This window comes from Arcticibacterium sp. SM2516, assembly GCF_057914865.1.
In genome coordinates this window covers 2,401,666-2,417,749 of sequence record NZ_CP195290.1, presented here as the reverse complement: position 1 = coordinate 2,417,749, position 16,084 = coordinate 2,401,666, and the positions used below count along the sequence as shown (strand labels likewise).

Genomic DNA, 16,084 nt, shown 5'->3' with positions numbered 1-16,084 from the left:
ATATGAGCTCACTAGTAACGCTTGATTATTTAGCCATTGTTCTTTATCTGATCTTAATGGCAGGAATTGGCCTTTTCTTTAAATGGCATGTGAAAGACGTCAACGCTTATACAAAAGGCTCAGGTGCCTTACCGTGGGTAGCTGCGGGAATAAGCAATTTTATGGCCTTGTTCAGTACTTTTATCTTTGTGGCATACGCAGGTATTTCATACGAATATGGTTTGGTTTCGGTGACCGTGCTTACCAGTACCGTACCAGCTTGTATTATTGCGGCCCTAATCTTTGCTAAAAGATGGCGTCGTTCTAATGCTTCAACACCAATAGAATATCTTGAAACTCGCTTTAATTCTTCGCTACGTCAAACGGTCGGTTGGGTTGGAATATTCATGAGAATTTTAGATAATACCGTTCGTTTATACGCTATTGGTATTTTTCTTACAGCGGTTACGCCTTTGTCGTTACCAATGGCCATGGTTGTTTCCTCCATTATCGTCATTGCTTTTACCATATACGGTGGCCTATGGGCGGTGTCTATTATGGGAACGGTGCAGTTCATCATACTCCTCTTTACTTCCATTATGTTATTCTGGCTTTCTTTAGATCATATCGGAGGCTTCGAAGCAATCTCACAGAAACTGCCAGATCATTTAAATTGGTTTAATGGACCTAAAGGCCAGTTTTTCTGGCTCGCAGTTTATTACCTGATGATCATCATTAAGTACAACGAGAATTGGACTTTTATTCAGCGATTTTACTCCGTTAGGGATGAAAAGGAAGCGGAAAAAGTGGGTTACCTCAGTGCTGCTTTGTTTCTAGTAACTCCTATTATTTTTCTTGTACCACCAATGGTTGCCAAAATTCTAATGCCAGAGTTACCAGATAAGGAAATGGCGTATGTAGCCATTTCAAGTTTTTTATTGCCACCTGGTCTAATGGGTGTGATGATAGCTTCTATGTTCGCTGCTACCATGTCATCACTTAATTCGGAGTATAACGTCATCGCAAGTGTTTTATCAAAAGATGTATATCAGCGACTTATAAATAATGACGCCACCGACAAGCAACTTCTTTTGATTGCCAAGGTTGCATCTGTTTTAGTCGGTTTACTTGTTTTGTTTGGAGCTTTGTTTATTCAAGATTTTGGAGGAGCTTTTGAAGCCAATAAATTATTTACAGGAATCTTCGCGATTCCAATAGGTATCCCACTGGTACTTGGAATTTTAAGCAAAAGACCTACTGCAAAAGGAGCTATGCTCACCGTTATCATTGGAGCATTGGTTGGGATAGTCTTGAACGCTATGCCGCAATATTTTTCATGGGAAATGGCAACCACCATTGAAGTAATCGTTTGTCTTTTCATTTTCTATTCCTCCGGCTTGAAACTTCCAAAGGATCCAAAGTATATAGCACGTGTGGAGTCTTTTTTCAAACTCTTGAGTACCCCAATTACAGATAAGCCGTCCATAGATAGAAAGTTTGAAAATGCCTTGAAATATCTATACGCTATTTCACTTCTTTTCTCTGCCCTTCTTTTCATTGGAATGGGACTGATTTACTATACAGAACTCAGTGGTGTGCTATCAATAGTTTCGGGAATGGTTTGCCTTTTTATGGGTATTGTGGTCTGGTGGCTAAGAAACAAGAAAAGTAAAGATCAAGAAGCGTCGTAGCATAGAAATAGTATTGAATTAATAAAAAAATAATACCTGAATATTAGTAGGTATGACTTAATAATTGAAATCAAATAAAATGGACAAACTAAAAAATAAAACAGTATTCATTACCGGAGCATCAAGTGGTATAGGTAAAGCAACAGCTCAACTATTGCTAACAATGGGAGCCAATGTGTTTGATTTTAGCCGCAGTCGACAACTGACAGATGAGGTTTCGCATGAAAATCTACGCTCATTTAAGGGAGATGTAACATTAGAAGCCGATGTCATAGCGGGCTTTAAAGCTTGTTTGGAAGCATTTGGCTCAGTAGATGCCTTATTGAATAATGCAGGCGTGGGCCAGGTTTCTCCTGACATGTCAAATACGGAGTTGGATGTATTTGAACAGATGATGGATGTAAACGTCAAAGGGGTTTTCTTGTGCAATAGAGAAGCTTTAAAGGTGATGAAAGAAAAAAAATCAGGGCACATTATCACCGTGATTTCAATGGCTGGTCAAAGAACCAATCCTAATGCACCGATTTACTGTGCTTCCAAATTTGGAGCACGCGGCTTAAGCAGTGGTTTGGCAGATCAAGTATTAAAGTTAGGTATAAAAGTAACTGACGTTAACCCAGGCCCTACGGACAGTGATTATTGGGGAGACCGGAAGGTCCCAAGAGAGAAATTCCTAAAACCAGAAGATGTGGCTAATGTAATCTTGTTTGTGCTAAGTCAGCCAGATTATGTGGTAATAAGAGAAATCAATTTTGACAACATGAAATTTTTGGCATAATGAATACAGAATTACACGCGACAGAAGTAAAACAGGCTTCTCCATTTCCAATCTCAGTAAGCGAAATGAGAGAAAGGTACTTGAAATTATATTCAGGTGCCGTAAACGATGTTTTACGTTTCAACTATAAAATGCATGCTTCTAGTTTGCCTGCACACTTCGCTCCTTTGAGAGAAGATATGAAGATAGCAGGTCTGGCTTTTACGGTAAAAGGGGGACCCGACATCACAACGGAAGGTGAGTTTGAAATGAGAGCTGAAATGCTAGAATCGCTTGCTCAAGATGTCATAGTGATGTGGGATTGTACAGGTGATGTAGTGACTTCACAATGGGGAGAGGTCATGTCAATGGCTGCGGCTAAATTGGGTTGCCGAGGAGCCGTGGTAAATGGGATACGCGACACGAGTGCAATTTTAGACTTAGGTTTTCCTATTTTTCACCAATATAAATCCAATACTGGAATGTTAGGTCGTTTCAGAATGTACCATTATCAAAGACCAATTTTAATGGGTGAAGTAGTGGTAACGCCTGGTGATTGGGTATTTGGTGATATCGATGGCGTTATTTCCATTCCACAAGCTATTGCTTACGATGTTCTCGTGGCTACAGAACAACTGCTGAATAAGGAGGGTGAAATTAGAGAGATGGTAGAAAACGGAATGAAACCAACTGATGTCGTAAAAAACGGAGGGTATTTCTAAAATGGCAATATTTTTAACTGAGTTGGAGAAACAAGCTATACTGGAGGCAGTAGCGTCCGAAAGTAGCATGTTGTCTTCTTTTTATAAAGCTCTAGAAAATCGAGTGCATGAACGTGTGGCTTGGGGAAGCCTTTTGGGTCCGAATGCCACGACCATTTGGTGGCATTCGGCAGCCGAATATCTGTCTGATGCCGCCATGTTCTATGCCCTAAAACCAAGCTCTGAATTGAAGGAGTGGTTAAGAAATCACTGTCTGGATATTGTTAGAAAATCTGAGTATGATTGGGTTGGCCCCAATTTTAGAAACCATTCTAAACCTTATATCGGCAATCTGGAAACGGCACATTTATGCTGGGGAATAGCTGCTACATTTGATCTGGCAAAGGATATTTTCACGAGCTCAGAGAGCGAAGAAATTGAAACTGCTTTACGTGAAAAAGGGCTTCATTTATGCAGGGAGTGGTTAAATAACAACCATCATCTGGCGAACTGGCGAAGTGTATTGTTTAGTGGGGCAATGGTGACGGCCGTGGTTTTAGAAGAGGAAGAAACGGTTAAAGAGCTTTTACCAGAATTTGAGTTATGTTTAGACGCTCTTCAAGATGATGGCTCTTATGGCGAGTCGCTTCAATATGGAAATTACCTATGGATAGCTCAAACTTTTGCTAGAGAAGCGGTATTAAGGAAATATCCTAAATTTATAAATAAAGCGTCTACAAGTCAGCAGCCCATTCGTCCGTCATCTATCACATGGTTTGTGGAAAGTATGTTGTACAGTAAGCCGTTGTCAAATTGGGGAGAAGAACCTAGGGCAAGAGCGGTAAACTTTAATGATAGTGCTGCTATTTTTAGACCATCTGCTGATGTTTTACTCTCTATAGCCCTTAGAACCAAAGATAACAATGAGGCAGGATTGGCTTACTGGTTGTTTGAAAAGTATTATCAGCCTGTTCCCAATCAAGGACCTCATGATTTGGCAGCATTCGGAATGATTAATGACTGGGGCTTTTTGACTTTACCACTCCTAACTTATCCCTTACAAAGTACTTCTCCTGAAAAGGCGAAACTTCCCTTAACAACAAGTTTTTCAAATGGGAATGGGTTTATTCGGGATGCTTGGGAAGGGAAAACCATATTGGCCACCAATGGCGGTAGTGAGCCACTACATGGGCTAGGGCATCTTCATGGAGACTTGAATAGCTTTATTCTGGTTCACAATCAAGAACGGTTATTGGTCGATCCGGGTCATTCTTGTTATAGAAACCTAATTCATGGTCTGGAAAGCAGCTCTCAAACACATAATACCTGTACATTTTTAATTGAGAAAGAATCTTTAGGACTGCAAGAAGACATGGCTAAAGCTTCACTTTTGGAGCAAAAAAGTGTGTTCCCAAGAAGAGAAATAAAAGACGGAAAGGGGACTGAAAAAATTGAAAGAGGAGATAAGAAACTAATTTGTGCAAGAGATGGCTCATTGTCTGTTTTGGGTGCTGAGGTAGGCAATGCTTATGGAAAGCCAATAGAGCGTTTCTCTAGATTTTGGATTTTGGCAGGCAGTCATACTCTTTTTATTGTAGATGAAATCAAAGCAGATTATCCAGTAAGCACCGTTTGGAACTGGGTGGTTAATAATAAGGAAAAGAAAACGTCATGGGAAGCGAAGGACAATTCATTGACAGTAAAAAAAGGTAATGCTGGAATGAAGATAATTCATGGAGGCAGTATTAATGAATCCTTCCCTGTTTTCGGATTTCTTCATGATGCCTACCATACAGAACCAAATCAAGTTGGAGAAGGTAAGTCTGGTGATAGTCTCATATTTCGATTTACAGAAAATGAAAAGTTAAAGACCAGGCGGGTTGTTCATACGATAGTCTTAGATCATCCACAGAAAGTAGATGAATGGACATTTAAGAAGAATAACGAAACTTATTCTCTGAGTAATGACCATGAGAATTGGGAATTGGAATTGCTCGATGAAGATGCTTTTGTAATTGTTTCTGGTTCAGGTCAAAAGTGGAAAGTGGAAAACAACAAAAAAGAATACGAACTTAAAAGAATAAAATAATATGCTTTTTACAGGAATAGATCATCCAGCGGTGGCCGCAATAGACGTAGAAGAATTGGCCAATTGGTATTGTACCCATTTGGGCTATACTAAATGGTTTCGTCATGAAAAACCAGTTTGGATGCTAAAGGCTGCCGACAATTCGCTTTTAGAGATAATGCCAATTGATGATACCCAAAGGCCTGAACGAACTACCTGGACACCTGGCTGGTCTCACATTGCCATAAGGGTGAGTGATATTCAAAAAGCGATAGCAGTTTTGGATAAAGCAGGAGTTCAATGGGGAGGAGAATTGGCGAATGCAATTGGTGGAGGTAAAGTGCGTAACCTTTTTGATCCAGAAGGTAATATGCTACAAATTTTAGAGAGAAAGGGACTATAGTGGAATTGCTGTACCCGGTGTTAGAGCCTGTTATAGAAGAGGTTAAACCTTATTGAAAATAAAAAAAACATGAAGATGAACGCATTGTACTATGGAGGGCAGCAGTCTTTCCAAATAAAAGAAACGGAGAAAAGTCCACTAAAAAAGGGAGAAGTACGCTTGAAAATGGCCTATGTGGGGGTTTGTGGAACAGATGTGCACATTTACCATGGAAATATGGACGCACGTGTGAAAATTCCTCAAGTCATTGGGCATGAAGTTTCTGGCGTGATTGACGAGTTAGGAAAAGGTGTGACGCAATGGAAAATTGGGGATAGAGTGACCGTTCGTCCCTTACATCCAGGAGTAGAGCTACCTATTGATAATGGTTTTAAACATATTGGCCAAAATCTTAAGTTTATTGGAATAGATACGCCTGGGGGAATGCAAGAGTACTGGAATGTGCCTTCATTTACACTTCATCATTTGCCAGATAATCTTTCTTTACAATTAGGTGCAATGATTGAGCCCTTGGCTGTGGCTTGTCATGATGTACGTTTGGGCGAATTGAAATCTGGTGAATACGCCGTGGTTATTGGCGGTGGACCAATTGGCTTGCTCATTGCTTTAGTGGCAAGGGAAAAAGGTGGTCATGTACTCATATCCGAAGTAAATGAAAGTAGAATTGCTTTTATTAAGTCTTTGGGTTTTGAATGTGTAAATCCCAAAGAGGCAGACTTAGCGAAAAGTGTGGCAGATTTCACAAAAGGAGCTATGGCTGATGTTGTTTTTGAAGTGTCAGGTACACAAGCAGGCGTATCGGTCATGACGGATTTACCAAAAGTGAGGGGAAGGATAGTGATGGTGGCCATTCATTCAGAACAAAAATCTGTAGATCTCTTTCGCTTTTTTTGGAGAGAGATAAAGTTGATTGGTGCAAGAGTATATGAACCAGAAGATTTTGAAGAGGCCATAACGCTAGCGGCGAGTGATAAACTCCCACTGGAGAAAATGATTACTCAGGTTTCTCCACTTGCAGAAGCGGAAGAAGTGTTTAAAACGATTGACAGCAATCCGGCGGGGATGAAGTATCTTCTGGAAATTTAATGCTATAAATAAAAGAATATCAAGCAATGAATATATTTGAATCATTTAGTTTAAAAGGGAAAACAGCCCTAGTGACGGGTTGTAAGCGAGGTATTGGCAGAGGAATGGCATTGGCACTGGCAGAAGCCGGTGCAAATATCATTGGAGTATCTGCCACGCTAGAATTAGAAGGGAGTATTATTGAAAAAGAAATTAAAGCTTTAGGAAGAGAATTTACCGCTTATCAATGTGACTTTAAAGATCGTTCTGCTCTTTATGACTTTATCAAAAAAGTAAAGTTTGAGCACAGTGTGATTGATATTTTAATCAATAATGCAGGAAATATCCTAAGAAAGCCTGCTGCGGAACACCCAGACGAATATTGGGATGAAATTATAGAGATTAATCTAAATTCTCAGTTTATACTAGCCCGTGAATTTGGAAAGGAAATGGTAGAACGTGGAGAGGGTAAAATAGTTTTTACGGCCTCACTTTTAACTTTCCAAGGTGGAATTACAGTGCCTGGCTATGCTTCCAGCAAAGGAGCCATTGGAAGTCTTGTAAAGGCATTGGCAAATGAATGGGCGTCTAAAGGCGTCAATGTAAATGCCATAGCCCCTGGATATATTGCCACTGATAATACTGCAGCTTTAAGAAATGATGAAGAGCGTAGTGCGGCTATTCTTTCGCGTATTCCAGCTGGAAGATGGGGGAGTCCTGATGATTTTAAAGGCGTGGTGGTTTTTCTTTCTTCTCATGCCGGAAGTTATGTACATGGCAGTATTGTGACTGTAGATGGCGGCTGGATGGGGCGTTGAGCGTCTTTCCATTACATTTTCAAACTAGCCTTGAATAATGAATGAAGATGATTGTATCTATAACTGATATTTTTAATCTTCATTCATTATCAAGAAACACTAGTTTAGTTGACTTATCTCAATGTGACTTGCGAATCGCTATGGGTCACCGTATTGGTTTCTAAATCTCTTTTTTAAGGCTTATTGGTATTAACACCAATAAGAGAATAAAAAGGATCAGAACCCATTAGTGCAGGCAAGATTATTCCCGCACCTGCTATTCCCCACCAGGATTCAATGATGACTCCGAAAGTGATGATGGAAGCTCCCAATAAGAGCCTAATTATTTTGTCTGTTTTTCCAACGTTTTTTTCCATATTACTTAAATGTTTAAATTTCGATTGTAATTAATTTTACGGGCTTGATGTCTAATGGAGTCTCGTGTGTCACTGGCTTACCTGTTTCAATATGGTATTTATAACCCGCAATCACTTTTCTCCAAACGGTTGCAAATTTTTTCTTTCCCATCATTTTGTTCATCATTCCCCACATACCATTGGTCATGGAATAGTTCAATGTAGAAGTAAGTATGGTCTTATCGCCTTTTGCCATTAGTCCGAAGTCACCTACCATGGTTTTTATCCCTGGCACTTGGTAAACTTTGTAAACTTCAAATTTCATGTAGGTACCTTCTTCCCACACCAATACGCGTTCGTCGAGCGTGGCTCCTGCTTTCATCATCGGAGAAAGAATCATGTGCCTTGTAGCTCCAACCCCTGTATTTTGCTTTGAGGAGGTATAAGAAGTGTCTACCGTGGGGCTGCTCAGGTAAATGTTACCTATATCGGCAAATTGAGCCCAAACTTTTTCAATTGGAGCGTTGATTTCTACTTCAACACTTATTTCAGTTGGAGCTTTTCCTAATGGGTTGTTAGACTGAGCTTGAGCAGCAAGTGCAAATACTAATAATGCAAAGGTTGTTTTTAATCGTTTCATAACTTTTTGTTTTAAATACAAAACAAAGGTCATGAAAATGATGGTCAAGGTTTTGGCGTTTTAGTTCAAAACCTGACCATTTTAGTTCATTCGATATGCTGACGGCGATTTGCCAATTTGTTCTTTAAAAGCTCTGTTGAAAGTCGTTAATGAATCATATCCTAAATCGTACGCAATGTCGGATATCCGCAGATCTTTATTCTTTAAATAATCCGTAGCTTTTCTAACCTTCATTTGCGTGATATACTTGGCAGGGCTTTCATGATAAACTTCTTTAAATTTTCTTTTGAAAGTGGACAAACTCATGTGGCACAAAGCGGCCAACTCATTAAGGTCTAAATTGGAGTAGAGATTATGTTGTATCACAGTTTCAAACTTGGCGAAATTGGGTTTAAACATTGAGGCTAAGAAATCAACTTCAGAAGGAGCCGTGACCATTTTGGTCATGAGTAATATGAATTCACGAAGCTTGTTTTTTATTAAGTTTTCATCGGCCAACTCAGGGTTATCCAAAAGGATACTAATACTTGCTTTGTAATGTTCTAGCAGTTGATTAACCTCAACCTGCATGAGGTTATAATCCACTTGATGCTCAGACTTTTTTATATCAAAGTCAAACAAGTCTTGAACCAATTCTGGATAGAACATAAGCCCAATCACTTCTATGTTGTCTTTCTCATTTTTTGACTTTTTAGTGGTCTCATAGAAATAATTCATACACTTGGCCAGAAGGGCAGTTTCCTTGTTAAGAAGCAATCTTTCGGTCTGAGTCCTCATATAAAACTCGCCCTGATTGACAAATATGAAACAGGCCTCGTTATCATAATATGCCTTCGGTAAACGGATGAAAGATGTAACATAGAGCTTTTGAAAAACTACGTAACCCTTGTATTTTATTATTTTCAATGTTTCTTCCATTTATTTAATGCTACTAAAGTAGGGCTTTGTAAGTGCGAAACTGAAGTCAACGTGTAATGACTTAAAAGCCTAAGTTAAGACCTAAAGTCGAATATTTCTATAGCCACCTGGATGTCAAGTCCTGATAAAATACAGCAGGGAATTATAGCTTATTTTTTGCAAAGAATCTTTCTGCATTTTCATAGAAGATTTTAGCTTTTTGATTAAAGGATAGGGATTTTAAGTTCATGGCGGAGCTTACCGTCAGATTGATGTCAGCATTATCAGATTCAAACATCAAGCGTTCTTCTAGTCCAGCTTTCAGGAGCTCGTTCATTATTAAAACCTAATTCAATCCGCATTTCAGGTTCTATGGTATTTAGTGTTAATGTAATAAAGCTAATATTGTTTTAACTAACTTTCTTCATCAGCCATTACGATATGCCAATTACAGCGAATTTTGATGACGAATAGACAGATATGTTTGGATTACCAGTTAAACCAGCCGTAAAAGAAACATTAATAATATCTCCTTCATTCATAGCCAGTAGATGTGGTAATACCTCTTTAGTTAATTAATACATGCCCATTAAATTGGTTTGAATAATTTGACTCCATTCGCTCACTTCCATGTCATTAAATGAGCGAATAGCTTTATTACTAGCAATGTTTACTGAAATCTACACTGTCTAAATGTGTCTTAGATGCTTGTTTTAATTCTTCAAAGGCAACCAAATAGACATGTCTGTTTCTTTCCTATTGCCTTAGACATAAAAAGGTAGCTTTGAATTGTTAAAAAATATCTCATCTCTTGGTTCTCTTTTTTGAAGGAATTCTCCCAATCGGTCTACGGATTAGTAGACCACAAAGCTGCACTTTTCAGCATGGCTCTTCTTGGAAGTTTTAGACCGGCTATAATTAATTCCGCAAAATCTTCTGGTTGAAGCACACTGTCTTCTGAACCTTCTTTTGCAAAGCCCAGTTCAACGGTCATTTCTGACTCTATGGTGCTTGGTGTTAATGTAATAACCCTAATATTGTTTTTACGTACTTCTTTCATCAGCGATTCGGACATACCAATCACTGCAAATTTTGATGCCGAATAGGCAGATACGTTTGGGTTACCAGTTAAACCTGCCGTAGAAGAAACATTAATAATATCTCCTTCATTCTTAGACAGTAGATGTGGTAATACCTCTTTAGTTACATAATACATCCCCATTAAATTGGTTTGAATAATTTGACTCCATTCGCTCACTTCCATGTCATTAAATGAGCCAATGGTGGCAATACCAGCGTTATTCACCAAAATATCAACCGTACCTAATCTATCTATGAAGTCTTTAATACTGCTTTTTACTTCTTCATAATTACCCACATCGAATACCGAATAAATGGCCTTTACACCGTAAGTCTCTAGCTCAGCAACTGTTTTTTTCAAAACGGTCTCATTTCTGCCTGTTATAGCGATATCAACTCCTTCTTTAGCAAATGCTATGGCGGTTGCTTTTCCTAGTCCTCTGCCACCACCTGTAATAATGGCCTTTATACTTTTCATTTTTTTGAATTCGTTTTTGAAGAATAAAATGTTGTCTATTTGATGTTTAATTAGCTTCAGTCCAATAATCCATCACCAAAACATCTGCTATAATCGGCCCAATTTTACTGACTAAGGCTATATGAGCCTCATGAAATAAGTAAATTTCTCTACCGTGGTCGTCCTTAAATGTGAGGTTGAAAACGTGTGTCAAACCTTTGCTGGCTCCTTCTTTACTGTCGTTTACACCCCATTCTATATGCTCTATTTCTGGGATTTCATTTTTAAGATTTAAGAAAGTTCGTACAGCCTCGTTGACTTGTTCTTCAGTAGCGACTTCCTTGTATTTAAGGTTGACGATATGCCTTAGGACTTTGCCACTTCTATTTATTTTGGGTAGAATCTTATAGGTTGCTACCTTTTTAAGGTCGAACCTATTTGAGCCTGCAATAAGGAAATTGTCTTCACCAATTTTATGTGACCTTAATCCATAATAAATAGAAAATCCAGTTTCTAAGTAATTGATAGGGCTTAGAATACCATTCATGTCTAATTTACAAAGCTGGATACTGGCATCGTCTCTTGTACCTATTGCTAAAACTGCATCGGTATCGCTCACAGATACAATTTCTATTCTTGTTTGTCCTTGTAGTTTTGTGTTTTCATCATCTTTTAAAACGTAGTGTGGCACGAGAGCTCCTTTCTTGTCAATCTTAAAAACACTCACACCATCCCCATGGTAGACAAAGTTTGGATTTTTAATGAAACCATTTTTCTCGTAATATTTATGATGTCTGTGGCCTACTATGATATAATAATTCTCTCCTAGTTTAACACCCGTTACTGGGTAGGCACCTGTTAAATATCTATCCTTAGTGTTATCGCCAATGTTATTGATGTTTTTAAAAGTACCGTTGTCCTTGACTTCAAAACTACTTACACCATTGTCTTGAAAGCCGCCAGTGTATAAATAGGTCTTTCCTTTAATTTTATGTGTGAACATGCCAATGATTCCGTCTGTAAAGATTTTGTCATCATCTTTCATGGACTGCACATGAGTCAGCTTTCCATCATCCTCTATTTTGAAACTGCTTAAGCCTGGTGTTTCTTCCAAACCACCAATAAAAAGGTAAGATGCCTTCTCCATATGAACCACCTGTAAAGTAATGGCAATACCCAGATGAGTTTCATCGGTATCCATGGTTAATGAAACACGTTCAAGGGAACCATCGACCAAAATTTTAAAAGTTTCAATGGCATTGCCATGTTTGTTTGCAACAAATAAAAAGTCGGTGCCGTTGATATTATCGGCAACCATTCCTCTGGCAGGCCCTTCTACTTTGTAAAGCTCTTGGGTACTTACAAGTGTTAGTTTACCTTCATTATCCATACTGAAAACATCAACCCCTTTAAATCCTCCTACATAAACATAGTGAGAACCGCCTTTTTTATAACTCGTTACCGTCACGGTATTATTAGCACTTATACTCTTAAAGTCTTGCATATAAGGCATTAGAGCATCTGTAGATTGCGAGAAACTAATTTGAGACAGAAGTAATAAACTAAGTAGAAAGGAAATGTTTACCTTATTCATAAATCTAGTTTTTTAATACTTTAAAGATTATTTATTAATTGAATTTGCCCCTGCTGAAGCAATTAGATGGTCTTGTTCAATGGTTCCGCCACTTACGCCAATGGCTCCAATAATTTTTCCGTTTTCATTTTTTATTGGAACACCTCCCGGAAAAGTTATAAGACCGTTATTGGATAATTCAATATTATAAATAATACCTCCTGGTTGGGATAGTTTTCCTAAATCACCTGTATTAATGTCAAAGTATCGTGATGTTTTTGCCTTTTTTATGGCTATGTCTATACTCCCTAAATAGGAATCATCCATTCTTATAAATGCTTTTAGGTTGGCCCCTGCATCCACTACAGCAATATTTACTAATACATTTGACTCTTCTGCTTTTTCTTTTGCAGCTAGTAATGCTTTTAATGCATTTTCGTGTGAAATATCCGTTGACACTTGAGCGAAAACGGCACTCGTATTTAAAAGGATTAATATAAGTATGTAGAATAGACTTTGTGGTCTTGTTTTCATCTCCGATTTACATTTTTAATGATGCAAATGTCTTGAAGAGAGATGATAAAAAAGTTGAACAAGTTCAACACACCGAATAATTAATTCAAAGCTTTTTTGATTTTGCTTAAAAACTCATGAGTAATACCTAAGTAGCTAGCTATTTGTTTGTCTGTCAATTTTGAGGCGATGTGCGGATATGTTTCTATGAAAAGATGGTATCGTTCTTTGGCTGTTTGGCAATGGTTACTTACTAAGCGGCGTTGCCATGCCACCAATGCTTTTTGAAACATTACCCTAAATAGTTTTTCTACTGTTGGGATGGTTTCGTAAAGTAAAAGTTTATCCGTCCTATTGATGATGAGTACTTTACTGTCTTCCAAAGCTTGAATATTAAGGTTGGAGGGCGTTTGATTCATAAAACTATCAATATCCATTAACCACCAATCACTTGCCGCAAAATATAATGTGTTTTCGTTGCCTTTTTCGTCGATAGTGAACACCCTAAAACAACCTTCAACAACAAAGCCTTCAAACTTGGATACATTGCCTTGTCTCAATAAAAAGTCTTTTTTCTGAAGTTTTCGAGGTTTAAAATAACTTGTAAAAAGGTCAATATCTTCTTCTGACATCTCCACAAGATTGTTGATGTTTTGTTTTAGTAAACTGTAGGACATTGTTTTTTATTAAGGTTTCGTCTGCTAATCTCGTTTAAATGACTGATTTATTCTATTTTAAAACTTATTACGATTTTCAAATGCATAAACCGGGTTAAACTAAATTAAACGTATTGCCAACTTGATTTGTAAACAGTGGATGTTTATCTAAAAAACTAATCATGGCTTCCACAGCCTTAATTTTCAACTCCTGACGGTTTTTCCCTAAGTGATTTGGCACACCTTGGGATGTTACAAAAGCTACAGAATAATAGCTGTCTAGCTCAAGGTGTTTATCATTAAAATATATTTCCTGTATGCGATAGCCAGCAGGGTTTTCAATTCTAATATTTACGCTTAATCCAATACACCTTTTAACATAGCCGCCCATTTGTTTCATAGGGTCAGAGGAGAAAGTACGTTCAAAGTTTTCCTCTAACAGGTCTATAATTTCTTTGCCGCTTAGGTCAACGGTAGAAACGGGTGGATTCATCGGGATAATGTTATATAAGTCCATTTCAGAAATATTTCCCGCATCAATGGGAGCACCATAACGCCAACCGTTTGAAAAAGCAATTTGAGCATTGGATACAAACTTAACTGCAGACAACAACAAGTTATCCATTGAAGAATTTAAGGTATTATACCGGTGTAAAGTGGCGGAAGTGGCTCCTACAATATTTTTATTCATTTCAGCGTATGGTTGAAGAACATCTGAAACTAATGCGGCTATCTCTTTATCAGGCACTAGGCTTGGTGCGACTTTAATTAATTTATATTCATGACTTTTGATTGATTTATCTTTAATGTCTAGTTTGAGATGCCCTAGGAATGAACCATGACAGCCGCATTGAATCAGAATAGTATTATTGACCATAGAAGGTTCATACAGTCGGTTATGCGTATGGGCACTTAAACAAACGTCTACACCACTCACTTTTTCTAACATAGACATGTCTTGCGGATAACCATTGTGTGAGAGTACCATAATTAAGTTTGACCCTTCATCCCTGAGTTGAGTTATGTAGGAAGGTAGCTCTTCAATGCCATTGGTAAATCTTAACCCTTTGCTAAAATGCTTCGGCATGGTCTTATCCACTATATCAGAACAGATTCCGATGATGCCAATTTTCAAGTCTTCAATCTCTATTTTAAGAAAGGGTTTAAAAAAAAGACTTCCATCTTCCTTATAGACGTTGATTCCCAACATGGGATAGTTAAGTTGAGATAGCAATTTCTTCAGCTGCTCTGGACCATATCCAAAGTCCCAATGGCCCACCACAGCATTAAATTGAAGTTTATTAAGTATTGGAATTAATGCTTGCCCTTTTGAAGCGACTATTGGTAAAGTGCCATGAAAGGTGTCGCCTCCGTCAAATAATAAGGTGTTTTTATTGTTTTCTCTAATGCCATTCAAAAGCGTGGCAATCCGTGCATATCCTCCTACCGATTCTATAATTTCTTCATTGTTATTATAAAACAATTCTGAATGCAAATCTAAATAACCATGCACGTCGTTGAGATATACTAAATCTATTTTCATAAAATAATAGTTATAGCGTGATATTACTTATTTAGCTGATTATTAAGGGCGTTTTATTACCCAAACCTACGGGGAGGTGGGTTCATTATGTAATGTTATGAGCTTTTTTTATTTCAAGGTATTTTATAATACGATGATATACAAATTCCATTGTATTCCAATTCTATCCATTAAAATTAGTGGCATTCACAGGTGGCATAACAAGGGTGTCGATGTCTTTGTGGTATTGGTCAATTCGCTGATATATAGGGATTAATCTATTGTGTTCATGCAAGTAAATGGAGGGGTAGCTCTCCTACATTAAACACCGAACCATCGTTTACTTGTTCTTGAATCGTATCCGGTAGTGTTAAAATCCAAAATCCATGATACAAAGGTCAAAGAAGTTATGATTTTGGTGATAAATACTATTCAGAGGATTATTTTTATGGTTTTGCTCTTCCTAAAAATCTTTCTTTCCCGTTTAAAAAATTTATGGCTCTCTGCACATTCTTTACCACGCTTTCCTCTGTTTTTAACCGAGAAATATACCGTATTATCTCTTGTTGCTTAGAGGTGGACAAATGTTCAAAAACTATTTCAGCTTCCGGACTTTCTGCCAAGGCAGTCACCAATAATGGATGAGGCTCCATGCTTCTATCTTTAGGATCGAATTGAATACTTAGATGAATTATCTCACCGATTCTTTGAGGGGAATTTTTGAGCATGACCATATTGATATATAGACGCCAATCACCTTTATATTTTACCAAGGTTTGGAGATAAGGTTTTTGATTAACCTCGCCTTTAACAGGAATGTGGCCTTTGGTCATTCCAGATTGTTTGAATATTATTTTCAAGAGGTCCTCAGGCACGAATACAAACGGATTAATGCCAATCAGCTCTATTTTAGCTTTGAACTCAAGCAT

The 16,084-nt window shown here is 37.9% G+C and carries 17 protein-coding genes and 1 pseudogene; 7 read left to right on the top strand and 11 right to left on the bottom strand.

Translation table 11 applies throughout. From position 1 onward, the window contains the following. Positions 1-2: 2 nt before the first annotated feature. From ACSBFT_RS10030 to ACSBFT_RS10000, 7 genes are all read left to right on the top strand, one after another. Positions 3-1,670 (top strand): sodium:solute symporter family transporter, encoded by a 1,668-nt coding sequence (locus ACSBFT_RS10030; protein WP_489604504.1) that lies wholly within the window; start codon positions 3-5, stop codon positions 1,668-1,670. Between the two features lie 79 nt (positions 1,671-1,749). Next, a complete protein-coding gene (locus ACSBFT_RS10025; RefSeq protein ID WP_489604503.1) occupies positions 1,750-2,448 on the top strand; it encodes an SDR family oxidoreductase in 699 nt (232 codons plus the stop codon). Continuing rightward, the gene (locus tag ACSBFT_RS10020) at positions 2,448-3,149 is read left to right on the top strand and encodes an RraA family protein (RefSeq protein ID WP_489604502.1); all 702 of its coding nucleotides are present in this window, start codon (positions 2,448-2,450) and stop codon (positions 3,147-3,149) included. The genes ACSBFT_RS10025 and ACSBFT_RS10020 overlap by 1 nt, the downstream gene beginning before the upstream one ends. A 1-nt stretch (position 3,150) precedes the next feature. Further along, complete coding sequence (locus ACSBFT_RS10015) at positions 3,151-5,217, top strand: heparinase II/III domain-containing protein (protein WP_489604501.1); 2,067 nt, start codon at positions 3,151-3,153, stop codon at positions 5,215-5,217. A gap of 1 nt (position 5,218) precedes the next feature. Next, entirely contained in the window at positions 5,219-5,599 is a 381-nt protein-coding gene (locus tag ACSBFT_RS10010; RefSeq protein ID WP_489604500.1) for a VOC family protein, read from the top strand. Positions 5,600-5,668: 69 nt separating this feature from the next. Further along, positions 5,669-6,685 carry a zinc-dependent alcohol dehydrogenase gene (locus ACSBFT_RS10005; protein ID WP_463047305.1) on the top strand — a complete coding sequence of 339 codons (1,017 nt, stop codon included), beginning with the start codon at positions 5,669-5,671 and terminating at the stop codon, positions 6,683-6,685. 32 nt (positions 6,686-6,717) lie between these two features. After that, a complete protein-coding gene (locus ACSBFT_RS10000; protein ID WP_489604829.1) occupies positions 6,718-7,482 on the top strand; it encodes an SDR family NAD(P)-dependent oxidoreductase in 765 nt (254 codons plus the stop codon). Positions 7,483-7,655: 173 nt separating this feature from the next. Here the strand turns inward: ACSBFT_RS10000 and ACSBFT_RS09995 are convergent, their stop codons facing one another. From ACSBFT_RS09995 to ACSBFT_RS09945, 11 genes and pseudogenes are all read right to left on the bottom strand, one after another. Continuing rightward, complete coding sequence (locus tag ACSBFT_RS09995; RefSeq protein ID WP_463047306.1) at positions 7,656-7,838, bottom strand: YgaP family membrane protein; 183 nt, start codon at positions 7,836-7,838, stop codon at positions 7,656-7,658. Positions 7,839-7,851: 13 nt separating this feature from the next. Further along, positions 7,852-8,457 (bottom strand): SRPBCC family protein, encoded by a 606-nt coding sequence (locus ACSBFT_RS09990; protein WP_463047307.1) that lies wholly within the window; start codon positions 8,455-8,457, stop codon positions 7,852-7,854. A gap of 81 nt (positions 8,458-8,538) precedes the next feature. Beyond that, positions 8,539-9,363 (bottom strand): helix-turn-helix domain-containing protein, encoded by an 825-nt coding sequence (locus tag ACSBFT_RS09985; RefSeq protein WP_489604499.1) that lies wholly within the window; start codon positions 9,361-9,363, stop codon positions 8,539-8,541. A gap of 154 nt (positions 9,364-9,517) precedes the next feature. Continuing rightward, positions 9,518-9,691 carry a hypothetical protein gene (locus ACSBFT_RS09980; RefSeq protein WP_489604498.1) on the bottom strand — a complete coding sequence of 58 codons (174 nt, stop codon included), beginning with the start codon at positions 9,689-9,691 and terminating at the stop codon, positions 9,518-9,520. A gap of 97 nt (positions 9,692-9,788) precedes the next feature. After that, a pseudogene (locus tag ACSBFT_RS09975) lies at positions 9,789-9,917 on the bottom strand (SDR family NAD(P)-dependent oxidoreductase); the annotation flags it as partial. A gap of 284 nt (positions 9,918-10,201) precedes the next feature. Beyond that, on the bottom strand, positions 10,202-10,912 hold the full coding sequence (locus ACSBFT_RS09970) for a 3-ketoacyl-ACP reductase (RefSeq protein ID WP_489604497.1): 711 nt from the start codon (positions 10,910-10,912) through the stop codon (positions 10,202-10,204). A 46-nt stretch (positions 10,913-10,958) separates the two neighbouring features. Further along, the gene (locus tag ACSBFT_RS09965; protein ID WP_489604496.1) at positions 10,959-12,485 is read right to left on the bottom strand and encodes a Dabb family protein; all 1,527 of its coding nucleotides are present in this window, start codon (positions 12,483-12,485) and stop codon (positions 10,959-10,961) included. 27 nt (positions 12,486-12,512) lie between these two features. Continuing rightward, complete coding sequence (locus ACSBFT_RS09960) at positions 12,513-12,998, bottom strand: GlcG/HbpS family heme-binding protein (RefSeq protein WP_489604495.1); 486 nt, start codon at positions 12,996-12,998, stop codon at positions 12,513-12,515. An 80-nt stretch (positions 12,999-13,078) separates the two neighbouring features. Next, entirely contained in the window at positions 13,079-13,654 is a 576-nt protein-coding gene (locus tag ACSBFT_RS09955) for a Crp/Fnr family transcriptional regulator (RefSeq protein WP_489604494.1), read from the bottom strand. Between the two features lie 94 nt (positions 13,655-13,748). After that, on the bottom strand, positions 13,749-15,176 hold the full coding sequence (locus ACSBFT_RS09950) for a bifunctional metallophosphatase/5'-nucleotidase (RefSeq protein ID WP_489604493.1): 1,428 nt from the start codon (positions 15,174-15,176) through the stop codon (positions 13,749-13,751). A gap of 425 nt (positions 15,177-15,601) precedes the next feature. Further along, positions 15,602-16,084: a YdeI/OmpD-associated family protein gene (locus ACSBFT_RS09945; protein ID WP_489604492.1), complete on the bottom strand. Its 483-nt coding sequence runs from the start codon at positions 16,082-16,084 to the stop codon at positions 15,602-15,604.

Excerpts from the sequence above, each read along its gene's own strand:
- ACSBFT_RS10030 (WP_489604504.1), top strand. The coding sequence starts at position 3 with ATGAGCTCACTAGTAACGCTTGATTATTTAGCCATTGTTCTTTATCTG.
- ACSBFT_RS10005 (WP_463047305.1), top strand. The coding sequence starts at position 5,669 with ATGAAGATGAACGCATTGTACTATGGAGGGCAGCAGTCTTTCCAAATA.
- ACSBFT_RS09990 (WP_463047307.1), bottom strand. The coding sequence starts at position 8,457 with ATGAAACGATTAAAAACAACCTTTGCATTATTAGTATTTGCACTTGCT.
- ACSBFT_RS09960 (WP_489604495.1), bottom strand. The coding sequence starts at position 12,998 with ATGAAAACAAGACCACAAAGTCTATTCTACATACTTATATTAATCCTT.
- ACSBFT_RS09970 (WP_489604497.1), bottom strand. The coding sequence starts at position 10,912 with ATGAAAAGTATAAAGGCCATTATTACAGGTGGTGGCAGAGGACTAGGA.
- ACSBFT_RS10010 (WP_489604500.1), top strand. The coding sequence starts at position 5,219 with ATGCTTTTTACAGGAATAGATCATCCAGCGGTGGCCGCAATAGACGTA.
- ACSBFT_RS09980 (WP_489604498.1), bottom strand. The coding sequence starts at position 9,691 with ATGAACGAGCTCCTGAAAGCTGGACTAGAAGAACGCTTGATGTTTGAA.
- ACSBFT_RS10020 (WP_489604502.1), top strand. The coding sequence starts at position 2,448 with ATGAATACAGAATTACACGCGACAGAAGTAAAACAGGCTTCTCCATTT.
- ACSBFT_RS09965 (WP_489604496.1), bottom strand. The coding sequence starts at position 12,485 with ATGAATAAGGTAAACATTTCCTTTCTACTTAGTTTATTACTTCTGTCT.
- ACSBFT_RS10025 (WP_489604503.1), top strand. The coding sequence starts at position 1,750 with ATGGACAAACTAAAAAATAAAACAGTATTCATTACCGGAGCATCAAGT.
- ACSBFT_RS09955 (WP_489604494.1), bottom strand. The coding sequence starts at position 13,654 with ATGTCCTACAGTTTACTAAAACAAAACATCAACAATCTTGTGGAGATG.
- ACSBFT_RS09995 (WP_463047306.1), bottom strand. The coding sequence starts at position 7,838 with ATGGAAAAAAACGTTGGAAAAACAGACAAAATAATTAGGCTCTTATTG.
- ACSBFT_RS10015 (WP_489604501.1), top strand. The coding sequence starts at position 3,151 with ATGGCAATATTTTTAACTGAGTTGGAGAAACAAGCTATACTGGAGGCA.
- ACSBFT_RS09950 (WP_489604493.1), bottom strand. The coding sequence starts at position 15,176 with ATGAAAATAGATTTAGTATATCTCAACGACGTGCATGGTTATTTAGAT.
- ACSBFT_RS09945 (WP_489604492.1), bottom strand. The coding sequence starts at position 16,084 with ATGCTTGAGTTCAAAGCTAAAATAGAGCTGATTGGCATTAATCCGTTT.